This is a genomic window from Plantactinospora veratri (assembly GCF_036421995.1).
In the GTDB taxonomy this organism is placed as follows: domain Bacteria; phylum Actinomycetota; class Actinomycetes; order Mycobacteriales; family Micromonosporaceae; genus Plantactinospora; species Plantactinospora veratri.
The window spans coordinates 99,040-117,502 of the sequence record NZ_JAZGQL010000008.1; the positions used below are offsets into that span (position 1 = coordinate 99,040).

Here is an 18,463-nt window from a genome sequence, read left to right on the forward strand (position 1 = left end):
CGCCGAACGGCGGCGCACCGGCGCAGGCCGGCGGAGACCGGCCGGGCGGCCCGGAACGGACCGGTGGCGGGGCCCGGGGGCCGGTGGCACTGCTCGGCGAGATCATCGACGTGCAGGCGCGCTCGGCCGGGATGCGGCTGCCCCGGGCACCGGGCCGGAATCTGGCCGTGCTGGGCACCGGGGTCGACGAGGCCTGCGCGGTGCTGGACGCGGCAGCCCGGTCGCTGCGCCGCCAGCACCGGCCCGGTACCGCCCGGTTCTCCATCGCCTGCCTGGACCCGGACGCCGACACCGCCGCCCGGTCGCTCTACGAGGCGCTCGGCGCCGACGCCGCCTGGTACTCCGAGGAGGACATCGGCGAGCTGATGGCCGAGACCGCCGACGGGCTGGGCTCCGGAGGCGCTCCCGGCGAGCCGCACTACCTGCTGCTCTACGCCGTCGACGCCGCCGCCGGCCAGCTCGGCACCGTCATCGGGCGGCGCTCCGGGCTGGACCACCTGCGGCACGTGCTGCACAACGGGCCGGAGCGGCGTACCCACGTACTGGCCTGGTGGCGGGGGGTGGCCCGGCTGCGGGCGGATCTCGGCGGCCCGGCGTCGCGTACCGACCAGATCGGCGCCTGGGTCGCGCTCGACGTACAGGGTGCGGAGCTGACCTCCGCGCTCTATCCCGGGGCGGGCGGTGGCCCGGACTGGTACCCCCGGCCGTGGCGCGGGCTCTTCTTCGACCGCTCGGTGCACCGGACCGGTCAAGTGATCATCCCCTATGGACCGTCCCGATGAGCGGCGACCTGGAACGGGAGGCCGGCTACGCGCAGGCGATCCGGCGGCTCGCCGAACTGACCGGCCGGGCCGAGGCGGAGCGCGCCGAGGCGGACGCCTGGTACGAGCGGCAGTGCGCCGCCGCCGAGCGGGCCGTACGCGACGCGGAGCAGGCGGTACGCCGGGCCGAGGCGGAGGTGGCCGCCGCCCAGCAGGAGGTGGACCGCACCGAGGCCGAGGCGATCCACCTGTGGAGCATCCTGCGTGGACAGTTCGGCGCGGCGGACCGGCGGATCGGCGAACCGCCGGTGCCGCGCAACGGCGTGGGCGTACCGGCCGACGTCGAGGCGCTGCTCGACGGGGTCCGGGAGCTGCTGGACCGGACCCGGAAACCGGGCGAGCTGCCGAGCGCCACCCGACCGCTGCTGGCGCTCTTCGGGGTGCTCGGCGCGGCCGCCGCGTACGCCCTCGGGCTGGCCGCCCGGACCGTCGGCGACCGGTACGGCGGTGACCTGGCGGTGGCGATGCCGGTACTCGGGCTGCTGGTGACACTGCTCGGCCCGGTCGTCGGGCTGGCACCGGCCCGGGTACTCGCCGACCGGCGGCACGCCGGCCTGGACGTACGCTCCGCGCTGGTGGTCGTGGTCGCCGGCCTCGTCACCACCGCCGCCCTGTTCACCCTGCTCCGCTGAGGTGTAAGGAAGGGCCCCCGCATATACAAAAAGCGATATGCGGGGGCCCTTCCTTACACCGGTACCGCTACCGCCTCGCGGAGCAGGCGGCGGGCCAGCACGATCCGGTCGGCGTCGTCGTCCAGCCCGGGCAGGTCGCCGACCCGCTCCACCCCGCCGGAGAGGAACGCCCGCAGCGCCGGTTCGCACTGGGCGGGGAAGGTCACCGTGCGGTCGAAGAGGGAGAGCACGACCCGACCGGGGCGGCCGTCCTCGCCGGCCGGTTGGCTCGTCAACCGCCAGCGCAGGCCGTCGCGGGGCAGCAGCCGGGTGTCGGCGTCGACCGCCGCGATCGCCGCCGCCTGGGCCAGCGGCCGGATCGGCGCCGGGCGGGTCGCCGGCCAGGCCCGGGCCCGCAGCCTGGCGGCGACGTCGGCCGGATCCGCCCGCAGCAGCCAGTCCCGCAGCGCCTCGACGGTCTCGGTCAGCTCCGGCTCGACCTGGTCGGGTTCGGCCACGTCCATCCCGAACGGCAGCGTGGCGCGCAGTCGCGGATCCTCGGCGGCCAACTCCAGCAGCGCCTCGACCATCGCGTACCGGGTGAGCGCCCGAACTCCGACGGTCAGGTGCAGGCTGCTCTCGTCCTGGGCCCGGGCGCTGTGCAGCCAGCCCCGGGGCAGGTAGAGCGCGTCACCGGGGCCCAGCACCACGTCCAGGGCCGGTGGGCCGTCGGCGACCGCGGCGACCTCGTCGGCCCGGCCGCCCCACGGCTGCCGCTCCAGCGGGTCGGGCAGTACCGGCTCGTGGATCTGCCAGTGCTTGTGCCCGTCGACCTGGAGTACGAAGACGTCGTGCGTGTCGTAGTGGGTGGCGAAGCCCTGGTTGCCCGGCGGCGTCAGGTAGGCGTTCACCTGGAGTGGCTGGCCGAGTTCCCGGCTCAGCTCGCGGGTGAAGTCGACCAGTGCCGGCCAGGTCCGGTGCAGTCCCTGGAGCACCAGGGTGGCGCCGTCGGCGTAGAGCGCGAGGACCCGCTCGTCGAGCACCTGGTCGGTGATCTCGGCCCCGGCACCGCCGCCGCCGGTGTACTGCCCGCTCGGCAGCACCTGGCCGTTCCTGGCCACCCGCAGGAACGGGGTACGCAGTCCGCGCCGGCTGAGCAGTTCGTCGGCGTCGTCCGGGCTGAGCAGGTCCCGGAAGCCGTCCGGGTTGCCGAGTTCGGCGGCCCGGGACAGCAGCGCGGCCCGTCCCCAGTACGCGGCGGCGAACTTCGCCGGTTCGACCGCCACGCAGCGGGTCAGCGCCGATCCGCTGGTCGGGTCGGGCCGGGCCGCCGAGCCGGTGGACCGGGCCGGGCGACCGTCGCCGCCCGCCCCGGTCGCCGGATCGGATTCCGCGACGGTCGCTGCCACCGGTCGGGGTGTCCCGGTCGACCGTCGGGGTGTCCCGGTCGACCGCCCGGTCGGCGGTGCGTCCGGCAGGCCCGCCCGGGAAGCGTCCGGCAGGCCCGCCGGGGAAGTCTCCGGCCGGTGCCGGGCCGCGACCGTGCCGGTCGTCCCGTCGTACTCGGTCATCGTCGAGCGCTACCGGGCGGAGCTGTCGGCGCCGCCGTCCTGCTGCCCGGGGGTCGCGCCGGCGTCGGCCGGACCCTCGGCGGCACCGTCGGCCCCGCCGTCGTGCTGCCCGGGGGTCGCGCCGCCGTCAGCCGGACCCTCGGCGCTGCCGTCGGCACCGCCGTCGTGCTGCCCCTGGGTGGCTCCGGTATCGGCCGGGCCTTCCGCGCCGCCGTCCGCGCCGCCGTCCCGGCCCAGCGGGTTGGCTCCGCCGTCGGCCGGCCCCTCCCCACCGCCGCCGCCCGTGGTCCGGATGTCGTCGTCGTCGAGTCTCATCGGGTTGCTCCCTCGGGTCAGCGCCCCGCCGCGCCGGCCGGGCGTCGCTACGCGGGTGGTGGTACCCCGCACCCGATCACCTCTAACCCGGCAAACCGGTCCGCTCCCGTGCGGGGGTGACTCGGCACCCAGCGCAGCGCTCGCGGTCACCCGGTACGGCAGGCGGCGCGGTTCGGAACAAATCGCGTATCCGTCCGCAGCCGACGAACGGCCCTGGAGGAAACGGCCTGGAAGACCTGGCCAACCGCCCGCGACAGCTACCGGAAATCTCCCGGAAGTTCGCCCGGTGGTTGCCGGAAGCGCGTCGGGGTCAGCGGCGTGCGTACGGCGCCGAACTGTCCCGTACCACCAGGTCGGTGGAGAGTTCGACCCGGGGCGTGTCCAGCGGCTCGCCGCCGGCCAGCCGTAGCACCGTCCGGGCGGCCAGCAGCCCCATCTCGGCCAGCGGCTGGCGCACGGTGGTGAGCGGCGGCGAGGCCCAGCGCGCCTCCGGCAGGTCGTCGAAGCCGACCACGCTCACGTCGTCGGGGACCCGCAGACCCCGCCGCCGGACCGCCTCGTACGCCCCGAACGCCATCTGGTCGCTGGAGGCGAAGATCGCCGTCGGCGGCTCGTCGAGGTCGAGCAGTGCGGCCCCGCCGGAGTAGCCGGACTCGTGGTAGAAGTCGCCCGGCATGACCAGCTCGTCGCGGAGCGGGATGCCGGCGGCGTCCAGGGCTGCCCGGTAGCCGTCGAGCCGGGCCCGGCTACAGAGCAGTCGCGGCGGCCCGGCGATGAAGCCGATCCGGCGGTGGCCGAGCGAGAGCAGGTGCTCGGTGGCGCGCAGCCCGCCGGCCCAGTTCGTCGCGCCGATGGTCGGGATGTCGAGGTTGGGCACTCCGGCGGGGTCGACCAGCACCATCGGCACGTTGAGCCGGCGCAGCTCGGCGTGCACCGGCGGGGCGAGGTCGCTGGCCACCAGGATCACCCCGTCGGTGGCCCTGGTCCGCAGGTTCTGCAACCACTGCCGGGTCGAGGTGGAGCGGCGGTGGATCGCCGAGACCACGGTGCCGACGCCGGAGGCGTGCGCCACGTCCTCCACCCCTCGGATGATCTCGACCGCCCAGGGGCTGTCCAGGTCGTTGAAGATGAGGTCGATCAGGCTGGCCCCGGCCCGCGGTCGGGTGGCCCGTCGGCGGTAGCCGTGCCGGCGGAGGAGTTCCTCCACCCGTTCCCGGGTCTGCGGCGCCACGTCGTTGCGGCCGTTGAGTACCCGGGAGACCGTCGGCACCGATACACCCGCCTCCTGTGCGATGGCGGTGATCGTGATCCTGCGTCCTTCATCGACCGTCACGAGGCAGCTCCTTCGTTGAGGGTTCAGCCTACGACCGAAACACTTTCGAGGGTGCACCGGCGTCGGTCACGTGCCCTCCCAGTATTTTGCCGCAGGATCCGGGGTTGACTGACCGCACGGTGGGCCATAACGTTCCGAACGAGTTACGGAACAATTCCGGAAAGTTTACGCCGGAGAGGATCGTCCATGCCCCGTCCCGCCGCGCCCACGGTCCCTCCGGCTCGGGCGACCGGTGACCTGGCCCGGATCGAGTCCTGATGGCGCCCTCCGGCGCACCGGTCATCCCCGGCTTCCATCCGGACCCGAGCATCTGCCGGGTCGGCGACGACTACTACCTGGCCTGCTCGAGCTTCGAGTACTTCCCGGGCGTGCCGATCTTCCACAGCCGGGACCTGGTGAACTGGACCCAGCTCGGCAACGTCCTCGACCGGCCCAGCCAACTCGTCCTGCCACCCGGCACCCCCTCCTCCGGCGGGGTCTACGCGCCCACCCTGCGGCACCACGACGGCCGGTTCTGGCTGATCACCTCGAACGTCCCGCACGGCGGCACCCTGCTGGTCACCGCCGAGGACCCGGCCGGCCGCTGGTCGGAGCCGGTGCACCTGCCCGACGTCCTCGGCATCGACCCCGACCTGGCCTGGGACGACGACGGCACCTGCTGGTGCACCGTCGCCGGGATCGACCAACTGCGGATCGACCCGGTCCGGGGCACGGCGCTGAGCCGGCCGAAGCGGATCTGGTCCGGCACCCCGGGTGCGCAGGCACCGGAGGCGCCGCACCTCTACCAGGTCGACGGCATGTGGTATCTGCTGATCGCCGAGGGCGGCACCGAACGCGGGCACGGCATCTCGGTGGCCCGGGCCCCGGCTCCGGACGGGCCCTTCGAACCCTGCCCGGCCAACCCGATCCTCAGCCACCGCAGCACCGACCACCCGATCCAGAACACCGGCCACGGCGACCTGGTGCGGGCCGCGGACGGCTCCTGGTGGCTGGTCTTCCTCGGGGTACGCGCCCGCGGCGGCACACCCGGCTGGCACGTACTCGGCCGGGAGACCTTCCTCGCCCCGGTGACCTGGTCCGACGGCTGGCCGGTGGTCGGGCCGGTCGGCGCGGTGCCGCGTACCCCCACCCTGTCCCCCGCGCCGGTGGGTGCCGCGCCGGTGCGGGACGACTTCGACACCACCGAACTGCACCCTCGGTGGATCTCGGTCCGGGCCCGGCCGCCGGAGGACGTCTCGCTGATCGAGCGCCCCGGCTGGCTGACCCTGCGGTCCCGGGGCAACTCGCTCGACGAGCCGACGGTGACCTTCGTCGGCCGCCGGCAGGAGCAACACGACGTCCGGGTACGCGCCCTGGTCGATCCCGGCGTCGGCCGGGGCGGCCTGGCGGTACGCCTCGACGAGGCCCACCACTACTCGGTCGAGCTGGGCGACGGCGAGGTCTGGGTACGGGCCCGGATCGGGCCGCTCTGCCAGCGGATCGGCAGCCGTCCGCTGACCGGTCCGGTCGTGTTGCGCGTCGAGACCTGGGCCTCCGGGCCGGGCATGGACCATCCCCGGCAGGAGCCGGACGTGGTGCGGCTCGGCTACGAGGCCCCGGGCGGCGAGTTCGTCGTCCTCGCCGAACTCGACGGGCGCTACCTCTCCACCGAGGTCGCCGGCGGTTTCACCGGGCGGGTGATCGGCTGCTACGCGACCGCCGACGCCGTCGGCGTCGACTGGTACGACTACCGGGTCCTGAGCTCGCTGGACCGGACCGAGGTGGTCGACGACGACCTGGTCGACGCCTGACCCGCCCGACTATCCCCCGGCGGCGACGTTCCGCTCGAAGACGACCGCCTCGTAGCGCGGGGTCATCCCCACCGACTGGTAGAGCCGGACCGGACCGATCGGGTTGGCCAGGTCGACACCGAGCCCGGCGTACTCCCGGCCCTTGCCGGCATAGCAGGCGAAGGCCCGGGCCAGCAACGCCGCGCCGATGCCCCGGCGCCGGTGTTCCCGGAGCACCGCCAGCTGCTTCACCCAGCCCTCGTTCTGGTCGAGGGTCTGGTCGGCGGACTGGAGGATGCCGACCGGCTCGCCGGCCACCTCGGCGACGAACCACTCGTCCCAGGCGACGCTGGGCAGCGCGGCCACCTGGGCCCGCCACTGTTCGTAGCTCGCCGGCTGGTAGTCCGGGGTGTCCCGGAAGGCCGAGTCGAGGATCCGGTGGAAGGAGCGCAGCTCCGCGTCGTCGGTCGACCGGACCGGCCGGACCAGCACCCCGGGCGGCGGGGGCGGCGGCTCGGCGGCCACCCCGGCCAGCGGCCGGCGCATCCGGGCGTACCGCTTGACGAACTCGAAGCCGGCCTCGCGGAGTACCCCGATCCAGCGTTCCTCGGTGGGCAGCGCGAGCGCCCGTACCGTCATCGCGGCGAAACCGAACTCGGCGGCACGCTCGGCGGAGCGGGCGAGCTGCATCTCCAGCAGCGGGACCTGGGCCGGCAGTCCCCGCTCCGGGTGCACGTAGACCTCGACGGTCTCCCGTGGCCCCCGGTTCGAGTCCTCCAGATAGGACCAGCCGCGCACCTCGCCGTCCGGGTCGACCGCGAGCCAGCTGTCCCGGGCCGGGTCGAGGTCGGGTGCGGTCAACACCTCGCGTACGTCGTCGGCGCTGAAGTCGGGGTGGCCGAGCGCGGCGACGTCGCTGGCGTGTACGACGGCCAGGATCGCCGGCACGTCGGCGAGGCGGGGCCGGCGCACCGACCAGCCGGGCGGCAGGGGCATGTCGAGCATCTAACCCCGGCCGGCCGTGGTCCGCCGCCGATTTTTCCCCAGGTGTCGCGGCCTCCCCCGGGTGTCGGCGGTTTCCCCAGGGGTCAGCGGGCGAAGGTCCCGACCATGTTGCCGCTGGCCAGTTCCAGCCTCTGCACCGCCGCGTGCACGTCCGACGCCTGCGGCGCGCCGGGCAGCTCCAGCGGCCGGTTCACCGCGTAGAGCCGGAAGAAGTACCGGTGCGGGTCGTCGTTCGTCGGCGGATGCGGGCCGCCCCAGCCCGCCGTGCCGAAGCCGTTCTCCCAGACCCGGCCGCCCGGCGGGGTCTGCCCCTCGTCGACACCGCCGGAGGTCGCCTCGATCCCGGTCACCAGCCAGTGCAGGAACGGCGTACGTCCGGCGTCCCGGTCCTCGACCAGCAGGACCAGCTCGGTCGCCTCCTCCGGTACGTCGAACCACTCCAGCGGTGGCGAGATGTTGCCGCCGTCCCGGGAGAACCGGTCCGGCAGCCGGTCGTGGTCGTTGAAAGCGCGGCTGCGCATCAGAATCCCGGCCATGGCGTCACCGTCCTCCCGGTTCGGACCCCGTGCGGACGCCACCGGCCGACCATGCCGGTGGTGCCGCTGCTCTTCTTCCCGGCGTACCCGGGGTGGGCAGGGCGAAACAGCCGCCGGCCCGGTCGTCGCACGTCAGCCGCGACGCTTGCCGCACCGGCGCGCGATCTTCCGGCCCACGCCGCGTCGCTTGCCGGCGGCTCGGCTGAGCAGGTCGTCGAGGAGCAGGGTGAGACCGGCCCCGACCAGCCAACTGTCCTTGGCGATCGGTACGCCCTGCTGGGTCGGCCGGGGGTTGCCGGGCTCGTGCATGCCGGGCGTGGCCCAGTACAGCCGCATCAGGCCGCCGCCGAAGGCGAGGAGGCCGAGCCCGACCAGCGCGGACGGGACCACCGGGAAGAGCAGGGCGGCGCCGAGCGCCACCTCGGTGCCGGCCAGCAGCCGGGCGAACTGGTCCGGCGGGATCTGCTTGATCGGCGGGATCGCCCCGGACGCCATCCCGTGCATGCCGGCCGCCTCCTCCCCCTCCAGGTTCCACTTGGAGACGCCCGAGTTCAGGACGAACGCGCCGATCGCGACGCGCAGCGGAAGATGGGACACGTTCATCGGTCGCTCCGCTCTGCCGGTACCGCTGTCCGGGCCCGCCTACCCGGATAGTCCGCCCGCACACCGGGTACGTCCCGGCTGGTCAGCCGGCGAGTTCCTGCTCCAGCGGGGTACGGAACTGCGGCGTGACCCGCGCCTCGCCGAGCCGTCCGGCCAGCTCCGCCACCGCCGCCCGCACCGCGCCGACCGCCTCGGCACCGACGTCCTCGAGCAGCCGGTAGACGATTTCGCCGTCCTTGCGCTGTGCCAGCCGCCGACGATCCGCCCGTCCCACCACACGGTCGGGCCGATGTTGCCGTTCCGGTCGAAGAGCCGGGGGCCGTGCCCGCCCAGGAACCACTCCCGGCGGAACCAGCCCATCGGGGTCGGGTCCAGGCCGGGCAGCAGGGCCGCCCAGGGCTCGACCGGAGGCACCGGTTCGAGGTCGTCGGAGAGCAGCAGCCCGGTGCCGCCGTCCAACTCCACCTGCACCGGCCCGACCCCGGCGAGCGCCCGACGCGTCTGGGTGACCGTCCTGCCTCCTCGTCCGCCCGGCCCGACCCGCGTCCGGCGTCAACCGGGTACGTCGTACGTCTGCACGACGCGGCGCGCAAGGCGCGGCACGATCTGTTCGAGGGCGAGCCGCTGGAAGTGGGGTGTGTCGCGGTGCGCCTCGAACGCCTCGCGGGACGCGTACCGTTCGAGCAGCACCACGGTCCGGTCGTCGTCCAACTGCTGGTAGCCGACGAAGGAGATGCATCCGGGCTCGGCGCGACTCGCCTCGATGAATTCGGGCAACAGCGAACGGACCTGTTCCTCCGCGCCCGGAGCGATCGTCCAGTGGGCGACCACCAGCAGTTCGGCCATGACACCTTTCCTTCGCGTTCCCGTCCGATCGGTGCGGCCGGTCACTCCGGCCCGAACGCGCCGACGACGACCTCGCCGGCCGGCTCGTACCTGCCGATCATCACCCCGTTCGGCGAGACCGTGCTCCGCTCCAGTTTCAGCCCGACCGGGACGGTGCCGTCGGCGAAGAGCCGTTTGCCCGAGCCGAGGACGACCGGGAAGACCAGCAACCGGAACTCGTCGACCAGATTGTGCCGCAACAGCGTCTGGATCAGGTTGCCACTGCCGTGCACCTGCAACTCGGGTCCGTCCTGCCGCTTGAGCGCCGCGACGCCCTCGGCCACGTCACCCTCGATCAGCACCGACCTGTCCCAGTCCAGTGCGGGGCGGCCCCGGGAGGCGACGTACTTGGTGGCGCGGTTGAGTGGCCCCGCGCCCTCCTCCTCCGAGGCGTGCGGCCAGTACGAGGCGAAGATGTCGTAGGTCCGGCGCCCGAGTACGAGGTCGAACGGCTTGCCCATCAGGTCCGCCATGGCCTCGGCCACCTGGTCGTCCCAGTAGTTGACCATCCAGCCGCCGTGGGCGAAGCCGTTGTCGTCGTCCTCGCCAGGGCCGCCCGGGGCCTGCATGACCCCGTCGAGGGTCAGGAAGGTGCTCACGACCAGCTTCCGCATTGTCGGTGTCCTCTCCATCGGGCCCCCGCTGTGCGGCGGACCGTCGTTGTCGGCGCACTCGTCGCGCCTGCCAGCAACTCTCACACCGACAACTATATTTGTCAAGGATAGAGTTCTTGTCGGCGTTGGAAAGTCGGCGATGGCAACGAGAGGGCGGCGACGCGCTGCCGGAGGCCTGGTGCGCCGGCTACGGGACGATGGCGTCGACGTACCCGCCGTCGACCCGGACGGCCGCGCCCGTGGTCGCCGAGGCGAGCGGTGAGGCCAGGTAGGTGACCATGTTGGCGATCTCGGCGGGCTCGATCAGCCGTTGCAGCAGCGACTGCGGCCGGTGCAGTCGCATGAACTCGCGCTGCGCCCGCTCCCACGGCACGCTCCGGTCGACGAGTTGGTAGACGAACTCCTCCACCCCACCGGTGTGGGTCGGGCCGGCGATCACCGAGTTGACCGTCACCCCGGACCCGGCAGCGGCCTTGGCGAAGCCCCGGGAGACGCCGAGCAGCGCCGTCTTGGAGACCCCGTAATGGATCATCTCGGCCGGGATGACCACCGCGGAGTCGCTCGCGATGTACTGGATCCGTCCCCAGCCGCGTTCCATCATCCCCGGCAGGTAGCTCCGGGTCAGCCGAACCGCCGCCAGCACGTTGACCTCGAAGTAGCGCCGCCACTCCTGGTCGTCGATCTCCAGCGCCGGTCGGGCGGCGAAGATGCCCAGGTTGTTGACCAGGATGTCGACGCTGGGCAGGACTTCGAGGGCCCGCGCCGTGCCGTCGTCGGTGGCCACGTCGGCCGGGACCTCGACCACCTCGGCGTCCGGCACGTCGGCCCGCAGCGCGGTCGCGGCCCGCGCGACGCTCTCCGGCGTACGGCCGTTGACGGCCACCCGCGCCCCGGCCCTGGCCAGCCCGGTGGCAATGGCCGCCCCGATACCCTGGGTCGATCCGGTCACCAACGCGGTCCGGCCGGTCAGGTCGATCTGCACGGTCATGAGCTTCCCCCAGAAGGTGAGCGGTCCGGGCGGACCGGCACGTATCCCTACAGATCAGACCGTAGTGCCGTACCCGGACGACGGCGGCGGGCACCACCCGGGGGGTGATGCCCGCCGCAGGGAAACTGGCGTCACCTGAGCCAGGGCTGCCGCCGCACGATCGGCAGCCTCGCCCAGGCCCGGCCGAGTCCCCAGGTGTCGCCGGCGCCGACCAGGGCCAGGCCGGCCAGCAGCGCGGCGTTTACCAGGTGCTCGTCCAGGAAGGGGTTGTTGGCCGGAGGCAGCACGACCGTCCACATCAGCACGTACAGCAGACCGCCGGCCACCGCCGCGACCCGGAGGCCGATCCCGGCCAGCAGGGCGATGCCGATGGCGAGCAGGCCGACCATGAACAGGGCGTCGGCCCAGGCCGCGCCCGCGATGCCCTGGTAGAACGCCTTGAACGGTCCTTCCGCGCCGAACGCCAGGAAGCCCCTGGTGGGGCTGCCACCGTTGACCCAGGCGGCCTTGCTCTCGGTCGCGAAGCCGAAGCCGAACATCTTGTCCAGGAACGCCCACAGGAAGGTCCAGCCCAGGGCGAGCCGGATGCCGGCGAAAACGTACCGGGCGGCCCGCTGGGCGCCGGTCTCCGCACCCACCGGGTCGGCCGCCGCAGCGGTCTGGCGGGCGACGGGCTGGTTGCTGGTCGCCGTCATCGTCGTCACGTCCTCTCGTGTCGTCCGCGCTGTCCCTCGCGGCTGTCTCTATTCGACGCCGTGCACCACCGGGTGGGGCAGGGCCGACGGACCGCTCGCCGCCGGGACCTTGGACCCGTCTTCCCGGGACGCCCGGTTCGGGTCAGCCACCGCTGGCGGCATGCCCAGTGCGCCGGTCGACGCCCGATCCGCAGCACCATCCGCAGCACCATTCGCGGTCTGCCGAACCGCCCGAGCGCCGGCCGGAGCTGCTCCCGGGCCGCCGGCACCGCGATCACCCGCGTGTGCAGGCAGGTCGTCAGCCCGGCCGCCGTGGCGCCGGACCGGACCACCCGCCTCAGTCGGCGTACTCGATCACGTCGGTCGGGTCCAGCCGGAGCACCGGCGGCAGCGGGCTCGGGTCGGTGACGAAGCCGAGCCGGACCACCACGTACGGTTCACCGATCTCGGCGAGCAGGTTGCGCATCAGCCAGCGCGGCCAGTCCAGCTCGATCGGCTCGCTCAGCGGTGCCGTGGCCAGCCCCTCCGCCACGGCGGTCAGCAACAGGGCGGAGAGCGCCTCACCGCCGGCGAGCAGGTCGGCAGGGGCGTCGCTGTTGCCGAACAGGATCGCGTAGGCGGCGCCCCGATCCATGCCGCCGCCGGCCTCCAGGCCTGGCGTGCCGCCGAACGCGTGCTCGCGGATCGGCACCCGGCGCGGCCCCGCGCGCACCGCCGAGGCGGCCGGTACGCCGTCCCGGCTGCCCGCCGGGCGGTTGGTCCAGCGTCGCAACTCGGCCCGGTACGCCGGGTCCTCCAGTTCGGCGGCGGCCGCGTTGGCGGTCGCGACGGCCAGCATCGGCATCTGGTCCTCGCGGACCAGGTGCAGGTACGCCCCCTCGGCCTCGACGACACGGCGGAGCCGGCGCAGGGTCGGCTCGGCGACCGGACGGTCGTCGAAGGCCCGCCGGTCGGTGCGTCGCCGCTCCCCGGCCGCGTGCAGTCGGGACCGCTCCGGGTCCGGCTCCTGTCGACCGGTCACCGTGATCCTGGCCAACGTGTCCGGGTCGGCGTCGTCCGGAAACCGGACGACCTCGGTGCGGTATCCGGCCACGGCGAGCGCCAGCCGTGCGTGGTGCAGGGCGGCGCCGCAGCTGACCAGCAGCAGCCGTCGAGCCTCGTCGACGCTGTGCACCTGACGGGAGCGGTCCGCCCGCAGGGTCAGTACGGCGCCGGGGCCGACCCGCCAACGCCACGGCTGGGTGTTGAAGACCGAGGGCGCCAGCAGCGCGTACCCGGCGGCCGCAGCGAACGCGGCCCGGACCTCGGCGGCGGGTACGGCGGTTCCGTCGGCGGGCGTCGTCGCGTCGCTCCGGATGGGGCTCATCGCAGTTCCTCCTCGTACGCTGTCTCCCTCCACGGTGCGCCGCCGCCGGGGCGCGCCGGCAGGGCCGCAGGTCCCGTTCCGCCGGGACCCTGTCCCCGCTCCGGCGACCGGCGTTCGGGACCTTCGGCCCTGGCAGTCGGGGCGGCGGCCGGGTAGGAAGGACGGGTGATTAGGGTCTTCCTGCTCGATGACCACGAGGTGGTGCGGCGCGGCCTGGCCGGGCTGTTGCAGAGCGACGGCGATATCGAGGTGGTCGGCGAGTCCGGCTCGGCGCAGGAGGCGGCGCGCCGCATCCCGGCACTCCGCCCGGACGTGGCGATCCTGGACGCGCGGCTGCCGGACGGCAACGGCATCGACGTGTGCCGGGACGTCCGGGCGGTCGACTCCACGATCAAGGGGCTGATCCTGACCTCGTACGAGGACGACGAGGCCCTGTTCGCGGCGATCATGGCCGGCGCCGCCGGGTACGTCCTCAAGCAGATCCGCGGCACCGACCTGGTCGACGCGGTCCGCCGGGTGGCCGCCGGCCAGTCACTGCTGGACCCGGCGGTCACCGCCCGGGTGCTGGACCGGATCCGCACCGGGGTCGAGCAGCCTCGGGAGTTCCAGTCGCTGACCGAGCAGGAGCGCCGGATCCTGGAGTACGTGGCCGAAGGGCTGACCAACCGGGAGATCGCCGGCAAGATGTTCCTGGCCGAGAAGACCGTGAAGAACTACGTCTCCAGCCTGCTGGCCAAGCTCGGCCTGGAGCGGCGCACCCAGGCGGCGGTGCTCGCCACCCGGCTGCTCGGCGAACGGCACTGACTGACCCCGGCCCCGGGTTGGCTCGGCCGAGCGCTCAGTCCCGCAGCGGCACCCGCCACACGACCGTGGTCCCGGTCGGCTCGGTCCGGGCGACCTCGAAGCTGCCGCCGTAACGCTCCGCGCGTTCCCGCAGGTTGACCAGGCCGCCCCGGGCCCGCGCCGGGTCGGTGCCCACCCCGTCGTCGGCGACACCCACGCACAGTTCACCGTCGCGCACGTCGATGGTGACCGTCACCCGGGTCGCCCGGGCGTGCCGGATCGCGTTCGAGAGCGCCTCGCCGAGCACCGCGAGCAGGTCGGGGCGGATCCGGTCCGGCACGGCGCTGTCCACCGGCCCGGTCATCTCCAGCCCGGGACGGAAGCCGAGCGCCTCGGCGGAGCCGGCGACCAGGTCCCGGATCTCGGTACGCAGCGCCGCGCTCATCGGGGTACGCAGTTCGAAGATCGCCCGCCGGATGTCCCGGATGGTGGAGTCGAGGTCGTCGACGGTGGCGTTGAGCCGTTGCCGCACGTCGGGCCGGGTGGCCAGCGGCGCCACCGTCTGCAACTGGAGCCCCATCGCGAACAGCCGCTGGATCACCACGTCGTGCAGGTCCCGGGCGATCCGCTCCCGGTCCTCCAGGACCACCAGCAACTCCCGCTCCTCCTGCGCCCGGGCCCGCTCCAGGGCCAACGCCGCCTGCCCGGCGAACGTCGCCAGCAGGGTGCCCTCGACGTCCGTACCCGCCTGCTCCCCGGCCGGATAGCCGACGACCAGTACGCCGTGCAGCGCGTCGCCGACGATCAGCGGGGAGATCAGGCCGGGGCCGGCACTGAGCGGTACCGGCCAGGGTGCCGCCTTCGCCAGGCTCTCCGCCACCGCCTGCCGCCGGTGCGTCACCGGCTCGACGAAGGCGGTGTCGTCGGCGGCCAGTACCGCGCCGACCAGCTCGGCGGCGGCCCGGCCACCGTCGGCGACCTCGACGGTGAACTCTCCGGCGCCCTCGTCGTAGAGCAGCACCAGGGCGATGTCCGCCTCGGCGACCTCCCGGGCCCGGCGGGCGATCAGCCGCAGCGCGTCGGTGCGGCGCACCTCGCCGAGCAGCACTCCGGTGATCTCGGCGGCGGCGGCCAGCCAGCGTTCCCGACGGTGCGCCATGGCGAAGAGGCGGGCGTTCTCGATGATCACCCCTGCGGCGGCGGCGAGCGCGACGACGATCTCCTCGTCGTCGTCGGTGAACTCCGTCGCGCCCTGCTTCTCCGCGAGGTAGAGGTTGCCGAAGACCTGGTCGCGGATCCGGATCGGCACGCCCAGGAAGCTGTGCATCGGCGGGTGGTTCGGCGGAAAGCCGTACGACTGCGGGTGCCGGGTGATGTCCGGCATCCGTACGGGACGGGGGTCGGCGATGAGCAGGCCGAGGACGCCCCGACCGTGCGGCAGGTCGCCGATCCGGGCGTGCGTCTCCGGGTCGATGCCGTGCGTGATGAACTCGGTGAGCAGCCGGTCGGGGCCGATGACGCCGAGCGCGGCGTACCGGGCGTCGGCCAGCCGGCAGGCGGCCGCGACGATCCGGTCCAGGGTGCTGTGCAGGTCGAGGTCCGTGCTGATCCCGACGACGGCGGTCAGCAGCGCCCGCAGCCGCTCCCGGCTGGTCACCACCTCGCCGACCCGGTCCAGCATCTCCTGGAGCAACTCGTCCAGGCGTACCCGGGACAGCGGTGTGATGCCCAGCGACGGGGCCGCGAACCCCGACTCGGCGGGCGGCCTCGGCTCGGTCATCCGGCGATGGTATCCCCGGGGCCGGTCCGCACGGCAGGCCCGATGATCAGGTCGTGCCCGCCGCGCGGCCACCGGCTCACTGTGCGGCCCGCAGGTTCCGCAGGATGCGTTGCGACCCCGCGCCGACCGGCGCGAGCCGCAGCTTGGCGTCGACCACCGCCACCCCGTCCGGGCCGACCAGCACCGGGTTGAGATCGAGTTCGGCCACCTCCGGCAGGTCCTGGGCGAGCTGACCGAGCCGGCAGAGCAGTTCCTCGACCGCGGCGGTGTCGACCGGCGGGGTACCCCGGTAACCGGTGAGCAGCGGCGCGGCGCGCAACGACCGCCACATCCGGCCGGCGTCGAGGTCGGTCACCGGGGTCAGCCGCAGCGACCGGTCGCCGAGCAGGTCGGTGTGCACCCCGCCGAGCCCGACCATCACCAGCGAGCCGAACTGCGGGTCGTGCACCACTCCGGCGACCAGCTCCAGCTGGCCCCGGGCCATCGGCTGCACCAGTACCGGACCGGCCGGACCGGCCACCCCCGGGTACGCCGTTCGCACCTGCTCCGGGCCGCCGAGCCCCAGCGCGACCCCGCCCACGTCGCTCTTGTGCACGAGGTCCGGAGCGGCGGCCTTCAGCGTGACCGGGTAACCGAACCCCTCGGCGGCGGCGACCGCCTCCTCGACGGTCTCCACCCGGCGCGCCGGCACCACCGGGATGCCGTAGCTGCCGAGGATCTCGGCGATCCGGTCGTACGGCTGCCAGCCGGCAGCCGTACCGAGCGCCTCGCGCACCAGCTCCCGACCCCGTCCGGCACCCGCGACCCTCGGCGGGATGCCGCCGGCCGGCTGCCGGAGCCAGTCGGCGTACCAGGCGGCGCGTCCGATCGCCCGGACGGCCCGTTCCGGCAGGTCGAAGACGGGTGCCCGGCGGCTGCCCACGGTGACCGGCGGATCGGCCAGGCCGAGCACGACGACGGCGGCGGTGAGGCCGGGCGCCGAGTCCAGGACCGGGGCGAGGGCGGCCAGCATCGCCGGCACGTCGTTGGCCCGGGTCGCCGCGACCACCAGCAGCAACGAGTCGACCTCGCCGCTGGCCGCGACCACCCGGGCCGCGTCGGCGAGCGCCGCCGGACTCGCCCCCGCACCGAGGTGGAGCGGATTGTCGTCCCCGGCCAGCGGAGGCAGTACGCCCCGCAGCCGCTCCCGCAGCGCCGGGCTGAGCGCCCCGACCCGGAGCCCTGCCCCGTCGGCGGCGTCGGCGGCCAGCACGTTGACCCCGCCGGCGTTGCCGATGACGGCGAGCCGATCACCCGTCGGCAGCGGCTGGTCGGTGAGCAGCCGCGCGGTGTCCATCAGGTCACCGAGGGTCTCCAACCGGATCACCCCGGCCTGGGCGAAGAGCGCGTCGACCGTGCTGTCCGGCGCCGCCACGGCGGCGGTGCGCGCCGCCCCGGCCCGCACTCCGGCCCGGGAACGGCCACTCTTGACCGCCAGCACCGGCTTGCGCCGGGCGAGCCCGCGGACCAGTCGGGCGAACCGGCGGGGATTGCCGAACGACTCGAGGTAGAGGGCGACCGCCCTGGTCGCCGGGTCGTCGTACCAGTACGCGATCAGGTCGTTGCCGCTGACGTCGGCCTTGTTGCCGAGCGAGACGAAGGTGGAGAGCCCGCAGCCGACCCGCTCGGCCTGCTCCAGCAGCGCGACGCCGACCGCGCCGGACTGCGAGGCGACCGCGAGCCCTCCGGCGGGCGGCAACACCGGCGCGAAGGCGGCGGCGAGCCGGACCGCCGGGTCGGTGTTCACCACCCCGATGCAGTTCGGGCCGACCAGCCGGATCCCGTGCGCCCGGGCGACCTCCACCAGTTGGCGCTGCGCCTCCCGGCCGGCGGCGCCGCTCTCGCCGAGCCCGGAGGTCAGGACCACGGCGGCGCGTACCCCGGCGGCGGCCGCGTCCCGGATCGTGTCGACCACCGCCGGGGCGGGCACCGCGACGACCGCCAGCTCCACCGGTTCGGGCAGCGCCGACAGCCTCGGGTACGCCGGCAGCCCGCAGACCTCGGTGGCGTGCGGGTTGACCGGGTGGACCGGCCCGGTGAAGCCGTACCGGAGCAGGCTGCGCAGCGTCTCGTGACCGATGCCGCCCGGGGTACGGCCGGCGCCGACCACCGCCACCGAGCGGGGTGCGAGCAGCGGTCGCAGTGAGGCGCGCGCCGCCACCCGGTCGCGGGCGTCGGCGGCGCCGAGTTCGGCCTCGCTGACCTCGGTTGGCAGGCCGACGGCCAGGATCGCGTCCTCGGTCCGGGAGCCCGCGCGTCCGGTCAGGTCGGCCGCGACCTGGAGCATCGCGGCGTTTGCCGGCAGGACGTCGCCGCGCAGTTCGGTCACACCGGCCGCGCCGGCCACCGCCCGCAGGTGCTCCAGCAGCAGCGTGCCGATGCCCCGGCCGCGCTGCCCGTCGGCGACGAAGACGGCGAACTCGGCTCCGGCGCCACCGTCACCCACCTCGTAGGAGGCGACCCCGGCGAGCTGGCCGGCGGTCTCGGCCAGCACGGCGCCGTGCTCGGCCGGTGACGCGGGCCGGCAGAGCCGGTCGACCTCGGCGGCGATGGTCCGCTCACCCGCCACGGCGAAGAACCTCATCCGCAGGCTCTCCGGCGAGCTGCTCCGGTAGAGCTCGGTCAACCGGTCCCGGTCCTGCGGCATGACCGCGCGGATCCGCACGATTCCACCGTCGATGGTGAGCGCGTCGGCACCGGGTACGGCCTGCACGAACACCTCTGGTACCCCATTTCGAGTCGGTTCTTG

Annotated in this window: 17 protein-coding genes and 2 pseudogenes; 4 read left to right on the forward strand and 15 right to left on the reverse strand. The window is 74.2% G+C overall.

The genetic code is table 11. From position 1 onward, the window contains the following. Positions 1 to 74: 74 nt before the first annotated feature. Both V1634_RS12635 and V1634_RS12640 read left to right on the forward strand, forming a co-directional pair. Positions 75 to 782, forward strand: a pseudogene (locus V1634_RS12635) (FtsK/SpoIIIE domain-containing protein); the annotation flags it as partial. Further along, positions 779 to 1,453, forward strand: coding sequence for a hypothetical protein (locus tag V1634_RS12640; RefSeq protein WP_331207962.1), 675 nt, complete (start codon positions 779 to 781; stop codon positions 1,451 to 1,453). The pseudogene V1634_RS12635 and the gene V1634_RS12640, both read left to right, overlap by 4 nt. A 53-nt stretch (positions 1,454 to 1,506) precedes the next feature. Here V1634_RS12640 and V1634_RS12645 read toward each other — a convergent pair whose 3' ends face one another. The 3 genes from V1634_RS12645 to V1634_RS12655 all read right to left on the reverse strand — a co-directional run bounded on the left by V1634_RS12645 (position 1,507) and on the right by V1634_RS12655 (position 4,651). Then, complete coding sequence (locus V1634_RS12645; protein ID WP_331207963.1) at positions 1,507 to 3,003, reverse strand: cupin domain-containing protein; 1,497 nt, start codon at positions 3,001 to 3,003, stop codon at positions 1,507 to 1,509. Positions 3,004 to 3,012: 9 nt separating this feature from the next. Next, entirely contained in the window at positions 3,013 to 3,318 is a 306-nt protein-coding gene (locus tag V1634_RS12650) for a hypothetical protein (protein ID WP_331207964.1), read from the reverse strand. Between the two features lie 310 nt (positions 3,319 to 3,628). Further along, positions 3,629 to 4,651, reverse strand: coding sequence for a LacI family DNA-binding transcriptional regulator (locus V1634_RS12655; protein WP_101366091.1), 1,023 nt, complete (start codon positions 4,649 to 4,651; stop codon positions 3,629 to 3,631). A 257-nt stretch (positions 4,652 to 4,908) separates the two neighbouring features. On the opposite strand from V1634_RS12655, the gene V1634_RS12660 reads away from it, so the two are divergent. After that, complete coding sequence (locus V1634_RS12660) at positions 4,909 to 6,441, forward strand: glycoside hydrolase family 43 protein (protein WP_331207965.1); 1,533 nt, start codon at positions 4,909 to 4,911, stop codon at positions 6,439 to 6,441. A gap of 9 nt (positions 6,442 to 6,450) precedes the next feature. Here the strand turns inward: V1634_RS12660 and V1634_RS12665 are convergent, their stop codons facing one another. The 10 genes and pseudogenes from V1634_RS12665 to V1634_RS12705 form a co-directional block, all read right to left on the reverse strand. Beyond that, a complete protein-coding gene (locus tag V1634_RS12665) occupies positions 6,451 to 7,425 on the reverse strand; it encodes a GNAT family N-acetyltransferase (protein WP_331207966.1) in 975 nt (324 codons plus the stop codon). A gap of 83 nt (positions 7,426 to 7,508) precedes the next feature. Continuing rightward, complete coding sequence (locus tag V1634_RS12670) at positions 7,509 to 7,961, reverse strand: YbhB/YbcL family Raf kinase inhibitor-like protein (RefSeq protein WP_331207967.1); 453 nt, start codon at positions 7,959 to 7,961, stop codon at positions 7,509 to 7,511. A gap of 132 nt (positions 7,962 to 8,093) precedes the next feature. Beyond that, positions 8,094 to 8,564 carry a DoxX family membrane protein gene (locus tag V1634_RS12675; protein WP_331207968.1) on the reverse strand — a complete coding sequence of 157 codons (471 nt, stop codon included), beginning with the start codon at positions 8,562 to 8,564 and terminating at the stop codon, positions 8,094 to 8,096. An 82-nt stretch (positions 8,565 to 8,646) separates the two neighbouring features. Then, a complete protein-coding gene (locus V1634_RS12680) occupies positions 8,647 to 8,838 on the reverse strand; it encodes a hypothetical protein (RefSeq protein ID WP_331207969.1) in 192 nt (63 codons plus the stop codon). 11 nt (positions 8,839 to 8,849) lie between these two features. Then, positions 8,850 to 9,035: pseudogene (locus V1634_RS35455) on the reverse strand (DNA glycosylase AlkZ-like family protein); the annotation flags it as partial. Between the two features lie 81 nt (positions 9,036 to 9,116). Then, a complete protein-coding gene (locus tag V1634_RS12685; RefSeq protein ID WP_331207970.1) occupies positions 9,117 to 9,410 on the reverse strand; it encodes a putative quinol monooxygenase in 294 nt (97 codons plus the stop codon). A gap of 41 nt (positions 9,411 to 9,451) precedes the next feature. Continuing rightward, entirely contained in the window at positions 9,452 to 10,063 is a 612-nt protein-coding gene (locus V1634_RS12690; protein WP_331207971.1) for a dihydrofolate reductase family protein, read from the reverse strand. A 187-nt stretch (positions 10,064 to 10,250) separates the two neighbouring features. Next, complete coding sequence (locus tag V1634_RS12695) at positions 10,251 to 11,051, reverse strand: SDR family NAD(P)-dependent oxidoreductase (RefSeq protein WP_331207972.1); 801 nt, start codon at positions 11,049 to 11,051, stop codon at positions 10,251 to 10,253. 131 nt (positions 11,052 to 11,182) lie between these two features. Further along, a complete protein-coding gene (locus V1634_RS12700; protein WP_331207973.1) occupies positions 11,183 to 11,755 on the reverse strand; it encodes a hypothetical protein in 573 nt (190 codons plus the stop codon). Between the two features lie 328 nt (positions 11,756 to 12,083). Further along, a complete protein-coding gene (locus V1634_RS12705) occupies positions 12,084 to 13,112 on the reverse strand; it encodes an Acg family FMN-binding oxidoreductase (RefSeq protein ID WP_331207974.1) in 1,029 nt (342 codons plus the stop codon). A gap of 165 nt (positions 13,113 to 13,277) precedes the next feature. Between V1634_RS12705 and V1634_RS12710 the strand changes: the two genes are divergently transcribed. Then, the gene (locus V1634_RS12710; RefSeq protein WP_203856750.1) at positions 13,278 to 13,916 is read left to right on the forward strand and encodes a response regulator; all 639 of its coding nucleotides are present in this window, start codon (positions 13,278 to 13,280) and stop codon (positions 13,914 to 13,916) included. A 34-nt stretch (positions 13,917 to 13,950) separates the two neighbouring features. On the opposite strand, the gene V1634_RS12715 is transcribed toward V1634_RS12710, so the two are convergent. Both V1634_RS12715 and V1634_RS12720 read right to left on the reverse strand, forming a co-directional pair. Continuing rightward, entirely contained in the window at positions 13,951 to 15,675 is a 1,725-nt protein-coding gene (locus V1634_RS12715) for a GAF domain-containing protein (RefSeq protein WP_331207975.1), read from the reverse strand. Between the two features lie 76 nt (positions 15,676 to 15,751). After that, a complete protein-coding gene (locus V1634_RS12720) occupies positions 15,752 to 18,433 on the reverse strand; it encodes a bifunctional acetate--CoA ligase family protein/GNAT family N-acetyltransferase (RefSeq protein WP_331207976.1) in 2,682 nt (893 codons plus the stop codon). Positions 18,434 to 18,463: the final 30 nt, after the last annotated feature.

Bases quoted from the DNA above. Each gene is read 5' to 3' on its own strand.
- V1634_RS12640 (WP_331207962.1), top strand. From the start codon at position 779: ATGAGCGGCGACCTGGAACGGGAGGCCGGCTACGCGCAGGCGATCCGG.
- V1634_RS12645 (WP_331207963.1), bottom strand. From the start codon at position 3,003: ATGACCGAGTACGACGGGACGACCGGCACGGTCGCGGCCCGGCACCGG.
- V1634_RS12650 (WP_331207964.1), bottom strand. From the start codon at position 3,318: ATGAGACTCGACGACGACGACATCCGGACCACGGGCGGCGGCGGTGGG.
- V1634_RS12660 (WP_331207965.1), top strand. From the start codon at position 4,909: ATGGCGCCCTCCGGCGCACCGGTCATCCCCGGCTTCCATCCGGACCCG.
- V1634_RS12665 (WP_331207966.1), bottom strand. From the start codon at position 7,425: ATGCTCGACATGCCCCTGCCGCCCGGCTGGTCGGTGCGCCGGCCCCGC.
- V1634_RS12670 (WP_331207967.1), bottom strand. From the start codon at position 7,961: ATGGCCGGGATTCTGATGCGCAGCCGCGCTTTCAACGACCACGACCGG.
- V1634_RS12675 (WP_331207968.1), bottom strand. From the start codon at position 8,564: ATGAACGTGTCCCATCTTCCGCTGCGCGTCGCGATCGGCGCGTTCGTC.
- V1634_RS12685 (WP_331207970.1), bottom strand. From the start codon at position 9,410: ATGGCCGAACTGCTGGTGGTCGCCCACTGGACGATCGCTCCGGGCGCG.
- V1634_RS12690 (WP_331207971.1), bottom strand. From the start codon at position 10,063: ATGCGGAAGCTGGTCGTGAGCACCTTCCTGACCCTCGACGGGGTCATG.
- V1634_RS12695 (WP_331207972.1), bottom strand. From the start codon at position 11,051: ATGACCGTGCAGATCGACCTGACCGGCCGGACCGCGTTGGTGACCGGA.
- V1634_RS12705 (WP_331207974.1), bottom strand. From the start codon at position 13,112: ATGAGCCCCATCCGGAGCGACGCGACGACGCCCGCCGACGGAACCGCC.
- V1634_RS12715 (WP_331207975.1), bottom strand. From the start codon at position 15,675: ATGACCGAGCCGAGGCCGCCCGCCGAGTCGGGGTTCGCGGCCCCGTCG.